Origin of the sequence: Lentilactobacillus buchneri (assembly GCF_018314255.1) — a bacterium.
Taxonomy (GTDB): domain Bacteria; phylum Bacillota; class Bacilli; order Lactobacillales; family Lactobacillaceae; genus Lentilactobacillus; species Lentilactobacillus buchneri.
Genome location: NZ_CP073066.1, coordinates 393,105 through 405,685, shown reverse-complemented (window position 1 = coordinate 405,685; position 12,581 = coordinate 393,105). Strand labels below are relative to the sequence as shown.

The 12,581-nt window shown below is 46.4% G+C and carries 10 protein-coding genes and 1 pseudogene; 9 read left to right on the top strand and 2 right to left on the bottom strand.

Going from position 1 to position 12,581, the window contains the following annotated elements; translation table 11 throughout:
- Positions 1 to 220: 220 nt before the first annotated feature.
- Positions 221 to 1,198, bottom strand: coding sequence for a polyprenyl synthetase family protein (locus tag KE627_RS02110; RefSeq protein ID WP_013728393.1), 978 nt, complete (start codon positions 1,196 to 1,198; stop codon positions 221 to 223).
- A 182-nt stretch (positions 1,199 to 1,380) separates the two neighbouring features.
- On the opposite strand from KE627_RS02110, the pseudogene KE627_RS02105 reads away from it, so the two are divergent.
- Together KE627_RS02105 and KE627_RS12245 are read left to right on the top strand one after the other, a co-directional pair.
- A pseudogene (locus KE627_RS02105) lies at positions 1,381 to 2,310 on the top strand (dihydrolipoyl dehydrogenase family protein); the annotation flags it as partial.
- 21 nt (positions 2,311 to 2,331) lie between these two features.
- Entirely contained in the window at positions 2,332 to 2,709 is a 378-nt protein-coding gene (locus tag KE627_RS12245; protein WP_225427164.1) for a hypothetical protein, read from the top strand.
- A 189-nt stretch (positions 2,710 to 2,898) separates the two neighbouring features.
- Here KE627_RS12245 and helD read toward each other — a convergent pair whose 3' ends face one another.
- Positions 2,899 to 5,208 (bottom strand): RNA polymerase recycling motor HelD, encoded by a 2,310-nt coding sequence (helD, locus tag KE627_RS02100; RefSeq protein ID WP_136861145.1) that lies wholly within the window; start codon positions 5,206 to 5,208, stop codon positions 2,899 to 2,901.
- A 183-nt stretch (positions 5,209 to 5,391) separates the two neighbouring features.
- Between helD and KE627_RS02095 the strand changes: the two genes are divergently transcribed.
- The 7 genes from KE627_RS02095 (at position 5,392) to KE627_RS02065 (ending at position 12,475) form a co-directional block, all read left to right on the top strand.
- Positions 5,392 to 6,339 carry a phosphoglycerate dehydrogenase gene (locus KE627_RS02095; protein WP_013728390.1) on the top strand — a complete coding sequence of 316 codons (948 nt, stop codon included), beginning with the start codon at positions 5,392 to 5,394 and terminating at the stop codon, positions 6,337 to 6,339.
- A gap of 271 nt (positions 6,340 to 6,610) precedes the next feature.
- The gene (gene trpS / locus KE627_RS02090; RefSeq protein WP_013728389.1) at positions 6,611 to 7,627 is read left to right on the top strand and encodes a tryptophan--tRNA ligase; all 1,017 of its coding nucleotides are present in this window, start codon (positions 6,611 to 6,613) and stop codon (positions 7,625 to 7,627) included.
- A gap of 23 nt (positions 7,628 to 7,650) precedes the next feature.
- Positions 7,651 to 8,583, top strand: coding sequence for a Ppx/GppA phosphatase family protein (locus KE627_RS02085; protein ID WP_013728388.1), 933 nt, complete (start codon positions 7,651 to 7,653; stop codon positions 8,581 to 8,583).
- A gap of 51 nt (positions 8,584 to 8,634) precedes the next feature.
- Positions 8,635 to 9,885 carry a hydroxymethylglutaryl-CoA reductase, degradative gene (locus KE627_RS02080; protein WP_041805707.1) on the top strand — a complete coding sequence of 417 codons (1,251 nt, stop codon included), beginning with the start codon at positions 8,635 to 8,637 and terminating at the stop codon, positions 9,883 to 9,885.
- A 9-nt stretch (positions 9,886 to 9,894) separates the two neighbouring features.
- Positions 9,895 to 10,866: a hypothetical protein gene (locus KE627_RS02075; RefSeq protein WP_013728386.1), complete on the top strand. Its 972-nt coding sequence runs from the start codon at positions 9,895 to 9,897 to the stop codon at positions 10,864 to 10,866.
- 23 nt (positions 10,867 to 10,889) lie between these two features.
- Positions 10,890 to 11,606 carry an NAD-dependent protein deacylase gene (locus KE627_RS02070; protein WP_013728385.1) on the top strand — a complete coding sequence of 239 codons (717 nt, stop codon included), beginning with the start codon at positions 10,890 to 10,892 and terminating at the stop codon, positions 11,604 to 11,606.
- A 20-nt stretch (positions 11,607 to 11,626) separates the two neighbouring features.
- Complete coding sequence (locus KE627_RS02065) at positions 11,627 to 12,475, top strand: DUF72 domain-containing protein (protein WP_056938773.1); 849 nt, start codon at positions 11,627 to 11,629, stop codon at positions 12,473 to 12,475.
- Positions 12,476 to 12,581 lie beyond the last annotated feature (106 nt).

Below are 12,581 nucleotides of genomic sequence, written 5' to 3'. Positions count from 1 at the left end.
GCACACATTTAGGAAGAGTGTAACGAGACCCGGGTGGCCCCGGAGTGTAAAGCAAACCGCCAAAGGATGAACGGGTTTGGTTCATCGTTGGGCGGTTGGTTTTACACAGTAGGGGGCAGGGTCATCGGCACACATCTCAATCAACCGCATCAAACGCAAAAATTGCCACAGCCAGGAGATATCTGTCCTCTGGCTGTGGCAATTGATATTTCAAAATAAATTATTGCTTTCTGGTTAATAATAGCTGTGTCAGGGTCTGGAGGTCGCGCTTGGCCCTTCGCTCAGGCAATTGGGCAATGAGCTTCTCGGCTTTAGCGGTTAACTGATTGGCAGATTGGATTGCTTGCTGCAATCCTCCCGACTGAACGACGATGGCTTGGATTTGGGCAATGTCTTCGTGGGTCAGTTGTTCACGTTTATCCAGCAGTGGCTTTAATTGCTTCTGAGCCGTCTGCAGGGCAAAAATTAATGGGAGGGTGTAAACGCCGGACTTGAGGTCTTCAAGGACGGGTTTCTTGGTCTGGTGGGGATCACCGCTGTAATCCAAGATGTCATCTAAAATTTGGTAGGCTTGGCCGATCGTTAGACCAATTTCGCCGCCAAGTTTGAAAATTTGATCCGAAGCTTGGCTTACCAAGGCACTTTGCTGGAAACAAAGGCGGAATAATTCGGCGGTTTTGCCGGTAATTTCGTGGAAATAATCTGCCTCAGTCATTTGTTGATTGAAGTTGTATTTCATTTGATCCAATTCGCCGGCTAAAATGGTTTGCATGGCATCAACGTGTCGCTTCATATTAGCCGGATCCTGAGTCGATTTGAGCACCTGGGTAAAGTAACAGGTAAATAGGTAATCCCCCGCATAAATGGCGTTTTTTTGGCCATATTCAGTATGGATTGTCTCGATGCCTCTTCGGATCGGCGACTCATCAATCACGTCATCGTGAATCAGAGTTGCCACATGCAGTAATTCGACTGCGGCGGCACCAGCCTTAATTTTAGCTGGATCCACCTCTTGACCAAATTCTGAATAAATGTAAAAGAAGCCCGGACGCAGGAATTTTCCGCCGGATTTGAGCAACTGGCTGATCTTATGATGAATGGGCTGGTTGGGAAGATTGACGGCGTTTAACAAATAGGGTTCCAAAGCAATTAGTTTTAAATTAATGCGCGGAAATTGACGCCAAAGTGCATGGACCATGATATACCTCAATTTAATAAAATTTTAATTACATTATCTAAGATACAAATTCCGTGGGGAGTTGTCAATCAAGGCAACGTGGAAATAATTCCGAAGTGTTCTACAATGGATTTAAGATTATGAAATTAGTCGTGTGAAATCGTCAATCAACGATGAATTAGGTGCTTATGGAGGAATACTAAATGACAAAACAATATGATGTCGTCATTCTTGGCGGCGGGGTTGCCGGCGGGTCTTTGGCCCACTCACTCAGAAGACAGCACAAAACCGTGGCGGTCGTCGAAGACAATTTGTTTGGTGGAACCTGCCCCAATCGCGGGTGCGATCCGAAGAAAATTTTATTGTCCGGTTTAGAGATCACTCAAGTTGTCAATGATATGCAGGGTAACGGGATCAGTGGCTCGGTATCGGTTAATTGGCCGGATCTCATGCGCCACAAGCGGCAGTATACCAATCCAATTTCTGATGCCACCAACAACGGGTTGATTTCAGATGGGGTCGACACGTATCATGAGCATGCCCAATTCAATTCAGATGGGCTGCTGACGGCTGGAAATCAAAGCCTTTCCGGTGATCAATATGTTATTGCGACTGGTCAGCGGCCAAGAATTTTAGATATTCCCGGCAGTCAATTTTTCAAAACCAGTACCGACTTTTTGAACCTCGATGATCTGCCAAACGACGTCACTTTTGTCGGTGGTGGCTATATCGGCTTTGAACTGGCCGGGATTGCCCGCGCGGCCGGAGCGACGGTTCACCTGATTCATCATAACGATCGGCCACTCAAACAGTTTGACCAACAATTAGTCCACGAATAAGTTGATAGACTGGCCAAGTTGGGCGTTGATTTTCATTTGAATACGGGTGTTCAAGAAATTACCCAAGTGGGCGAGCAGTTTGTTTTATCCGGAGACAATTTTAAGCTGCCGACTGACATGGTCTTCTGCACGGCGGGGCGGATTCCCAACGTTGATACGATTGGAATCCAAAATGTTGGTGTCAAAACCGACCAACACGGTGTGATCGTGGACGACCACCTGCAGACGTCAAATCCAAAGATTTTTGCCATGGGAGATGTCGTCAGCACCAAACGTCCCAAGCTAACACCGGTTGCCGGTTTTGAAGCTGGCTACTTGGCCGGCTACTTTAACGGGTCAACGGATCCGATTCAATTCAAATCTATTCCCACAATTGTCTTTGGCCAACCCTCACTCGGTCAAGTGGGACTGCCATCGAATATCGCGACGGATGATAGTCGCTATATGCTGATTACCAATGACATGACCAAGTGGTACAGTTATCATCGACTCAATGAGCCACTCGCCAAGGCCAAAGTGGTCATCAATCGCGATACGGAAACTGTCGTTGGGGCCACCGTGTTGAGTAATCACGCTGATTATTTGATCAATATTTTGACGATGATGATTGATCAGCACATGAAAATCGGCGACTTCAACCGGGAAATTCTCGCTTATCCAACTCTGGCGAGTGATGTGCAGTATTTGATCTAGAGTGCGATTGAGCCGTTTAGCTTCTGAGCATTAGTGTAATCAAGAGAAAGCTGGCTCAAGGGGCACGTTTTTGCGAGATAAAAGTGAACAGTGTCTATCCCCATACAATCTAAGTGAAACTAAAAAACCCGGAGCGTGATCAATGACCACAGCTCCGGGTTTGCTTATAATCAGATGTTTTCACACCAATTACTTCCGAATCTTTTTTTCGATTTTAATCTTGCGATCAGTTAAACTCTCATCGGAAATCAGCGGGGTTACGTCGCCCAGACTGATCAAGGTTAAGTGGTGCATAGCCCGGGTGATAATCGTGTAGAGGGTTCCAAGCAAACTTTCATCGGAATAGTTCTTCTCAGAGGTATCCCAAGCGATCACGGAATCAAATTCCAAGCCCTTTGCCAAATAGATTGGCAGCACCAAAATGCCCTTTGGAAGTGTTCTGTCCGCATCCTGCAATAACGTAACATCTCCTAAGGCATGCAGTCGTTCATAGACCTGCTGGGCCTCGGTCATGTTTTTGGTTAAAACAGCAACGGTGGCGTATTGCTTGCGTTGGTCAGCGATTACTTTTTCAAGCTGCTTGATGCCGTCATTGAAGTCGGATGTCAAAACCAATTCCGGAATGTCGCCGGGGCGGGTGAAGGCCTCAATGTCATCTCCGTTAGGCAAAATGGATTTGGCAAAGTTGGTAATCGGCAGCGTTGAGCGATACGACCGCATCAAACTGATTAGTCGGGACCGGCGCACATGGAAAGCGGCGTTTAATTTATCAAGAATTTCTTTTGGCTGTTCAACGTCTTTGAACAGGGCCTGCTCACTGTCGCCCAATAGTGTCCACTTTGTCTTTGGAAAGGCGTAGCGCAGGTATTTGAGTTGAGCCACTGAATAATCCTGCATTTCATCGACAAACAGGTATTTCATAGTGTTGTTCTGTCCGCTGTTAGACATATAGTCGCGCATGTAAAGCAACGGCGCACAATCGTCCAATTTGATGGCATGAAATTCAATTGAATGATTAAACTCGTCAACGGACTGCAGCCACTGCGGCGTTTCAATGTTTTGCGGCAGATCGACTTTTTTCAAGAAGTCGGCGTACTGCAGGTAGGCATCGAAGAAGTTGTCGTTAAAGATCGCATCGTAGACCACCCGCAGGCGGGCACTGACAATTTTTCGGGCAATGAAGAAGCGCTCGGCATCTTCATTTTGGAACTCACCCAGCTCTTTGCCGGCCAAGAGATCGTGGTACTTCTCATTACTCATTTGATCGATTTCGTCGTTGACCCAATCAGCCTTGGTTTCGTCGTCGATCCGGCGTTTGAGTCGCTTGATCAATTCATTCTTGGTGTGTAAGAAGCGATCATAAACTTTGGCTGCTTTGGGAAAACTGTCGAAAATGTCTTGAATTTCCTGTTTGCTAAAGAAGGTTGATTCGTTAAAAATGATGTCACTGAAGAAGATTTGGGCTGGCTGGAGATTATCACAGTATTCCTGGAGTTCGTCCATAAATTTGGCAGATTCTTTGAAGCCGCGAACCAATCGCTGCTGTTCGGTCAAGTTACCATCAGTTTCGTATCGTTCAAATAAACTTTGAACGTTGAGGCCCTTTAGTCGGTTATCAATAAATTCATCAAAGGTGACTTGGCGCATATTGCGTTCACCCAAGCTGGGGAGCACTTCGGAAATATAGTGGCTGAATAATTTATTTGGAGAGAACAAAATAATTTGGTCGGCTTCAAGCGTATCGCGGCTATGATACAGCAAAAAGGCAATTCGCTGTAAAATGGCGGAGGTTTTCCCCGATCCGGCAACCCCTTGAACCACCAGCAGATTACTGGTGGTATCTCTAATAATATCGTTTTGTTCGTGCTGAATGGTGGCGACGATATTTTGCATGTATTCGTCGTTTTGTTCACCCAAAGCACTTTGAAGCATTTCATCGCCAACCGTTTCGTTGGTGTCAAACATGTTGCGGATTTGACCGTCGACAATTTGGAACTGACGCTTCTTTTTTAAATTGGTTTGCTGTCGGCCCATTGGGGTATCATAAGCGACTTCACCCAGGGTGCCGTTGTAGTAAACACTGGAGATAGGTGCCCGCCAGTCGTACACCAGAAACTCACCGTCTTCATTTTCAAATGAAGCAATGCCGATATACAATTTTTCGGTTTCGTCCTCGTCCTCGTCTTGGATATCGATCCGGCCAAAGTACGGGGATTTTTTGAGATCTTTCAAAGTTGAAAGCTGATTTTTTAAGATGCTTTCATTTTCGGTTAAACGAGAAACCAAACCCCGCTGCTGCTGGAGTTCGGCACTGGTTTCAATTCGATCATCCACCTCAAAATAGTTAACCGAGGTATTGTCGGAATAAGTCTGCTGAACCTTTTTGGTTTCTGCGTGGGCACGGTTAAGTTCGTCATCCGTGCTGATGATTTTCTGGTCAATTTTGGTCACCACTTTGTCCACACGTGACTGTTCGATTTGCTTTTCATTATTTTCCAAAAGGGTTCCTCCATTCGGATTCGACTCGACTGTGAATTAAGAATGCTTCGACAATTTTAGTTGGTATTAACCCCGTTGTCAATTGTGTTGCCCTTCAATGTGGGGTGGGGATTTTGCTTTGTTTGAACCAATTTCAAGCGTATACTTTTTATTGAGATCAAGACGAATGAAAGGGATGGGACCATGAAGATTCTGGATTTATTCAATTTAACGGCCGAACAGCAGGCCAAACTCACAGCGCTTGGCGATGTGCAGGTCATCGAACCGGCTGATTTGAATACCAGCAATGTCAAAAGTGTCGATGCAATCTATGGTTGGAATCAGCAAGCCCGCACCGTGCTGGGTGAATCGCCGAAGCTGAAATTTGTGCAGTCAAATTCTGCCGGGGTCGACTACATGCCATTGAACGACTTCGCGGATAAAGAAATTACCTTGGCCAACGTCAGCGGCATCCACGCCGAACCCATCAGTGAAATGGTGATCGCCTACGTTTTGGCATTTGCCAGGGGCATCGTCACCACTCAAGCGGCCCGCCGTGATCAAAAGTGGCTCGGTGACCAAGTTCGAATGCAGAACTACACAATCAAAAATCGAACCGCGGTGATTTTTGGAACGGGCCATATTGGTCGGGCAATCGCCGAAAAGCTCCAAGCTTTCGGTACCAAAACGGTTGGCGTCAGCCGGCATGGCAAACCCACGGCTCATTTTGACCAAGTGGTTGGAGACGATCAAGGAGTAGTGCAAGCTGCCAAGGCAGATTTTGTGATCAATATCATGCCATTAACCCCGGCAACTCATCATTTCTTCGACCAGGCGTTCTTTGATCAAATGCGCAACCAGCCAATCTTTATTAACGTCGGTCGGGGTCCATCGGTGGACACCGAGGCGTTGATTGCAGCACTGAACCAACACCAACTGGCTGGTGCCGGGCTGGACGTTTTTGAATCAGAGCCGTTACCGAGTGATTCACCACTCTGGGGGATGGATAACGTCATTTTAACGCCACATATTTCCGGTGGCTTTCAAGAATATGGTGATGAGGCATTTGGCATTTTGTATCAAAACCTGACCAGCTTCATCCAAACCGGCAAAGTTGCTGTGAACAAGGTTGATTTATCTGCAGGATACTAAGCCAAAACTTCCCGTATTTTACCCGCAAACGGGGTTTACTTTTTAGCGGTTTATCAGTAAAATTAGATTGTTATTAAAAACTGAGTAGAATCGTCAGCAACAGAGAGGTCGACTTGCTGAAAACGGCCACGACGAAACGAATTGGAGTATGTAAAGGGTGACGCCCATATCGTCTCGAGAGGTAACTTGATATAAGTTACAATTTAGGTGGTACCACGTATAAGCGTCCTATTGTTAAAGCAATAGGGCGTTTTTTGAAAGGATGGTTACAATGACGAAGAAAATTATTTTGACAGGTGACAGACCCACAGGCAAACTACATATTGGTCATTATGTGGGCTCATTAAAGAACCGAGTTGAGCTCCAAAACTCTGGGGACTACGAAACATTTATTATGATCGCCGATATGCAGGCATTAACAGACAATGCCCGTGATCCTGAAAAGATCCGCCACAGTTTGATTCAAGTGGCATTGGATTATTTGGCCGTTGGAATTGACCCCCAAAAATCAACTATCCTGGTTCAATCCCAGATTCCGGCTTTACCGGAATTGACGCAGCATTATTCTAATTTGGTGACCGTTTCCCGCCTGAATCGGAACCCAACCGTTAAGAATGAAATTAAACAAAAGAAGTTCGGCCAAAGTGTGCCGGTTGGCTTTGCCATGTATCCAATCAGCCAAGCCGCTGATATTACCGCTTTTAAGGCCACAACTGTTCCGGTCGGTGACGATCAAGAACCAATGTTGGAGCAAACCCGTGAAATCGTCAGAACTTTCAACTCCGTTTATAATGATGACATTTTAGTCGAGCCAGAGGGTTATTTCCCACCAAAGGGAATGGGCCGAATTCCCGGCTTGGACGGGAATGCCAAAATGAGCAAATCTTTGGGCAACGCGATTTATTTGGCCGACGATGAAGACACCATCCAAAAAAAGGTCATGTCCATGTACACCGATCCAAATCACATTCACGTTGAAGATCCCGGCCAAGTCGAGGGCAACACGGTCTTCACCTACTTGGATATTTTCGATCCTGACAAACGAAAAGTTCAGGAACTAAAAGATCAATACAGCCATGGTGGCCTTGGGGATGTTAAAATTAAACGTTACTTAAACGATGTCTTGCAAGCCGAACTCAAACCAATTCGTGAGCGCCGTCAGCGTTACGCTGAAGATGAGCAGGGTGTCTATCAAATTCTCAAAAAGGGCAGTGAACACGCTAACGAGGTTGCCAATCAAACCCTTAAAGAAGTTCGCGATGCCATTGGCATTAACTATTTTGACTAATATGTCCAGAAAGGGTGGCAGGGATGGAAAACCTTGTAATTTTGGATATTGGCTCAAATTCGGTCAGAATGGCAATCAATCAAATTTCTGATGATGGCAGTTATCGTGAAATCAAACGCATCAAAAGTGACAGTCGCCTTTCCGAAGGCATGGGCAGGGGCAAGATCCTCCAGCCGGCAGCCATGGAACGGACGATTAAGTCACTGTTAGATTTTAAACAAATCTATTCTCAATATGAAGCCAAACGGGTCATTGGAATTGCCACGGCCGCCGTTCGCCAAGCCAAAAACCAGGCGAAGTTTTTAAAGGCCGTTTCTGAGCGCATTGGTATTTCGCTTCAGGTCCTTTCGGGCAATCAAGAGGCCTATTACGATTATCTGGGCGTGATTAATCGATTAGGAATCAGGAATTGTCTGATCCTAGACATTGGCGGCGCCAGTTGTGAACTCATTCGGGTCAATGAGGGCAAAAGCTCAAATCTCACCAGCATTCCAATTGGTGCAGTGAATATCACTGAAAGATATCATTTAAATGATAATATTACCGGTGCGAATTTATTTAACGCCCAATTTAATATCAGGAAGATTTATTCAAGAATTGATTGGTTGAATCGTGCGGCCCATCAGCCGTTAGTTCTCTTGGGCGGTGCCAATCGGACCTTGGCGAGAATCAATCGCCGTCGCCAAAATATGGTTCGAATTGATGCAATTCACGGTTATCATTTAACTGCTGAACAAGTTAATCGAACCTATCTGAATTTATTGAAGGGCAACGTCAATCGGCGCCGGAAAATTCAGGGGCTTGAGCACGACCGGGCCGACATTATTGTCGGCGGCCTGTTGCCGTTGATTGTTTTAATGGACAAAATTGATGCCAAAAAAGTCTTATTTTCAGAAAGTGGTGTCAGAGAAGGCATCATTACCGAGTACATTCAAAAAGAATACGGCATCGAGTAAAGCTGGCAATTGTACCAGCTTTTTGTGCCTCTAACAGATGATGGTGATATCATGGAAAATAAACGGGATCATTTCTATAAAAAGTCTTACGAGCAGCGTCTTTCGCTGATCGCTGAAGCTGCCAATTTATCAAAGGCTCAACTCGATTTGCTTGGACGGTCCTTGAACCCAAGGTCCGGAGAATTAATTGAAAACAATCTGACGGATTATCCACTCCCTGAGGGAATCGCAGTTGGCCTGGTTGTCAACGGCCACGAACATTTGGTACCAATGGTGACTGAAGAACCGTCAGTGATTGCGGCTGCCAGCAATGGTGCCAAACTGTTATCGGCAGGAGCAGGCATTCATTGCAGTGTTCCTGATAACCTGGTGAGCGGCCAGATCATCGTCAAAGACGCAGATCCTCATCAGGTGACAAAGTTTGTTCATGATTATCAGCAGCAGCTGATTCAAATTGCAGACCAGAGTCATCCAAGCGTTTTAAAGTATGGTGGAGGTGCCAAAGGCCTAGATGTCCGGATTCTCTCTAAGCAGTTCCTGTCGGTCGACCTACTGGTTGATACCGGTGAGGCAATGGGCGCCAACATCATCAATACGATGTTGGAAGCTGTGTCGAATTGGCTTTCTGAGCAGTTGACGGTTGAAACCACGATGGCAATCTTAACGAATTTCGTTGATCAAGCGATCGTTGAAGTTTCCGGTAAGGTGGCGATGGCCAAACTAGGAACCAAGTCGTTATCTGGCCCTCAGGTGGCCCAAAAAATTGCCGATGCCAGTCAGGTCGCCCAGTTGGATATTCGGCGGGCGACGACGCATAACAAAGGAATTATGAATGGTGTTGACGCCGCCGTGATGGCCTTTGGTAATGATTGGCGGGCAGTTGAAAGCGCAGCTCATGCGTTTGCGGCTCGAAGTGGGTCGTATCAAGGCTTGAGTACATGGGAGATTGACGAAGATCAACTGGTGGGACGCATGTCGCTGCCAGTCCCAATCGGATTTGTCGGCGGTGCCAGCAAGGTTTTGCCGTTGGCCGGCATTAACAAGCAGATCGCTCAGATCGGCAATTCCCGTGAGGAAATGCAGGTGGTCGCCGCACTGGGGTTGGCTCAAAACTTGGCTGCCCTAAAAGCTTTGGTGACCGATGGTATTCAAAAGGGCCATATGAATCTTCAATTAAGGTCCTTAGCGCTTTCAAATGGAACCACAATGCAGGAGTTGCCAGTTGTTGTTCGAAAGCTTCAGGGGATGGATCATCCCAGTTCACAAACAGTTAAAGAAATTTTAAAAACACTTCGCAGATAGGAGAACATGATGGATAACAATATTGATATCGAGTTAAACAAAGACGTTCACGGCTTAATTGACGCCGTTAATAACTTCTTTCCCGGGACGGTAACGGTGACTTTTATCGGCAAGCTGCAATCAGGATATGTACGTCACGATCAGGCCCAAACGGTTCAGGACGGAAAAAATATCATCGTCCAAATCGCAGACTTAAGTGCTCCCGACTACACGGCTTCACATGAACTGCTGCACCTATTGATGGTCCTCCGCGGCTTTCCGCAGGTCTTTTATTCACTGACCACTGGCGATGATACCCTGGATGAACAATTAAAAATGATGGGAACGGAACTCTACGACATTGTCTCTCATTTTGTGGTTGTGTCCGAGCAGCGAAAGCACAATTTGATCAATGACGACATCGAAGAGATGTATCTCAAAGGCGTATATGCGACCATCAAACCTGAACCGGATCCACTGGACGATCAGATGATGTTACGGTTAACCACGTTATTGGATGCGCTGGTCTTTTACGGCGAGGGAATTGACAAGGTGGCTGACAAATTCAAACAGGATTTCCCGGTTTCCTTTGAGGCTGCCCAAAAGTTGTATCAAGTGATCACCGATAAGCCGACCGATTCACCATTTGGATTGCGGCGCAACGTCGTCAAGCTCTTTAAAGCCTTTGATGAACAGTTAAAGGACTGGGAACTGCCGGCTCTGCACAACACGGAGTTCACCACCCTTACCAGTGTTTTGTCTGAACGGCAACTGGGATTGAAAGTTAAACAGCTATTTGAAATTTATCATTCCGACTTGACCGAGGTTACCAGCAACACCAAGGGTTACGTCGGCTTTAACCGGGTAGATGATCAGAACTCATTTGTGCTGGCCAACCCCAAGGGCAACCAGGACGATCCGGAATTTTTCAAAGGGGTCTATGATAAAAGCGTCAAGCAGTTGTTCGACGATCTTAAAATGCCTTATATCGTTCGCAAGTAATGAACTTTTGAAGGAGGAATACGATGATTGATTCTAAGCTGCAAGCTGAATTTGATAACGCAAAAAGAATTGTCTTTTTGACTGGTGCCGGTGTCTCCACGGCATCAGGGATTCCTGACTATCGATCAAAGAACGGGCTGTACACCAATGACAAATCTGATAAACCCGCTGAGTATTATTTAAGTACCGATTGTCTTCGTGATGAACCCAAAGTTTTCTGGGAGTACGAAAAATCAAATATGTATTACCCGGATGCCAAGCCAAACGTGATTCATGAGCGCCAGGCTGAGTTTACCCAGAAACGCAATGCCGTTGTGGTGACCCAAAATATTGACAGCCTATACCGCAAGGCCAACACGCAGAATTTAGTCGAGTTTCACGGCAATCTGTACAAAGTGTATTGTCAGAAGTGCCACAAGACAGTCAATTACAAGGATTATTTAAAGAGTATGTATCACGAAAACTGTGGCGGCATTTTACGACCAGACATTGTGTTATATGGTGAAGGGCTTGATCCAGTTGCCATTTCCAAGAGTGTTGAGGCAGTGTCCCAAGCTGATCTGATCGTGATTGTCGGCACATCAATGCGGGTCTACCCGTTTGCCGGCTTGATTGATTATCGTTCTCAAAATGCCAAAGTTCTGGCGGTTAATGAAGAGCCGCTTCAATTTGGTTTTCCGTTTACGATGGTCAAAGAAAATGCCGTTGACTTCTTCAAAGATTTGACGGTGAATGTCTAAACAGCCGGGAGGTGGGCTGATTGATTACCATTGGGTTAATGACGTTTTCCGAGCATCCTTCACTGATCGACGGTGCTAAACGTAAAGTCCGCTTAACTGAATACAGTGGGTATTTTCCGGTCGTCGAACTGGACACGCCGTTTTATGCGATTCCCAAAGTTGAAGTGATCACCAACTGGCAAAAACAGGTACCGGATAACTTTCAATTTATTTTGAAGGCCAACCGGGTGATGACCATGCACGATCAGGGCAGCGCCGACCCGGTTGATAATGAGCAGCGGTTTGTGGCTTTCAACGAATACAAGCGGGCGGTTGCCCCATTAATGGACACCGGTCAGCTCAAGGCGATCCTGTTTCAGTTTCCGCCATACTTTGCCAGAAAGATTGCGACGATTCAGTACCTGCGTCGAATTAGCCAGTTGATGGCCGGATATCCTGTTGCAGTGGAGTTTCGCAACTCAACTTGGTATGGTGACGAGATTACCGATGACGTCGCCGGCTATCTCAGCGAACTGGGAATGACGTTGGTGGCGGTTGACGAACCGCATACCACCAATGCCGGCGTGCCTTTCGAACCGCTGGTGACAACGGAGAATCTGACGTTGTTGCGGCTTCACGGTCGAAACGTCAAAGGCTGGACGGAGCAGTCAGCAGATTGGCGCGGGAAAAGGACGTTGTACCGGTATTCGGAAGAAGAACTGGCAGCTTTTCGAAAAGTGGTCCTGGATCTGGACAAGCAGGCCAAAGAAGTTTGTGTCATCTTCAATAATAATAGCGGCGGGGACGCAGCAGACAACGCCCTGCAGTTAAAGAAGATGTTGGGGATTGAATTTGGCGGCTTGTCGCCGGTGCAGATGGATTTGTTTTAAATGACTGCGATCCGGAGCGCATAGCAACCGGAGCCTAAGTGTGGTTGGATGAAAATCATTTTGATTTTTGTCCGACCATACTTAGGTGCAGGTTGCTGCTCCGTTG

Bases quoted from the DNA above. Each gene is read 5' to 3' on its own strand.
- KE627_RS02110 (WP_013728393.1), bottom strand. From the start codon at position 1,198: ATGGTCCATGCACTTTGGCGTCAATTTCCGCGCATTAATTTAAAACTA.
- KE627_RS02095 (WP_013728390.1), top strand. From the start codon at position 5,392: ATGAAGATTCTGGATTTATTCAATTTAACGGCCGAACAGCAGGCCAAA.
- trpS (WP_013728389.1), top strand. From the start codon at position 6,611: ATGACGAAGAAAATTATTTTGACAGGTGACAGACCCACAGGCAAACTA.
- KE627_RS02085 (WP_013728388.1), top strand. From the start codon at position 7,651: ATGGAAAACCTTGTAATTTTGGATATTGGCTCAAATTCGGTCAGAATG.
- KE627_RS02080 (WP_041805707.1), top strand. From the start codon at position 8,635: ATGGAAAATAAACGGGATCATTTCTATAAAAAGTCTTACGAGCAGCGT.
- KE627_RS02075 (WP_013728386.1), top strand. From the start codon at position 9,895: ATGGATAACAATATTGATATCGAGTTAAACAAAGACGTTCACGGCTTA.
- KE627_RS02070 (WP_013728385.1), top strand. From the start codon at position 10,890: ATGATTGATTCTAAGCTGCAAGCTGAATTTGATAACGCAAAAAGAATT.